This is a genomic window from Agrobacterium sp. ST15.13.013 (assembly GCF_027956525.1).
Taxonomy (GTDB): domain Bacteria; phylum Pseudomonadota; class Alphaproteobacteria; order Rhizobiales; family Rhizobiaceae; genus Agrobacterium; species Agrobacterium salinitolerans.
Map to the genome: position 1 here is coordinate 1 of NZ_JAQKGP010000118.1, position 381 is coordinate 381.

At 48.8% G+C, this 381-nt stretch carries 1 protein-coding gene; it reads right to left on the reverse strand.

From position 1 onward, the window contains the following. A partial coding sequence (locus PL597_RS26160) for a nucleotidyl transferase AbiEii/AbiGii toxin family protein (protein ID WP_271366673.1) occupies window positions 1–381 on the reverse strand: 381 nt, incomplete at both ends.

Consider the following 381-nt stretch of genomic DNA (forward strand, 5'->3'; position numbering starts at 1 on the left):
CAGCAATATCTTTCCAGCGAGGATTCAGCACTTCAGCCAGAGGCCGATTATGGCTCAGTAAATACGCGATAAACCCATTGAAAATGGGACGGTCAAGCTCCTGCGCATCAAGAAGTAATTTCACGTCATAAAAATCTCTGGGATGCTGGCGATCCAGCGCCGCGCATAATTTTCCACCGTAGAGGTCAGGCAACGAAACCACTGGAAGGCTGGCATAGCCAAAAACGTCCTCTACCGCCCCCACCACTTCTCGCTCCTGTGGTAGATATAATGTTCCCCGGGCGACCGGTGAAACCTCTATCTTTATTTGCGCGCTATAGGTAGTAAAAATGACACGCATATCATCTGAACGATTAGCTTGTAATACAGCGCTCATACCTG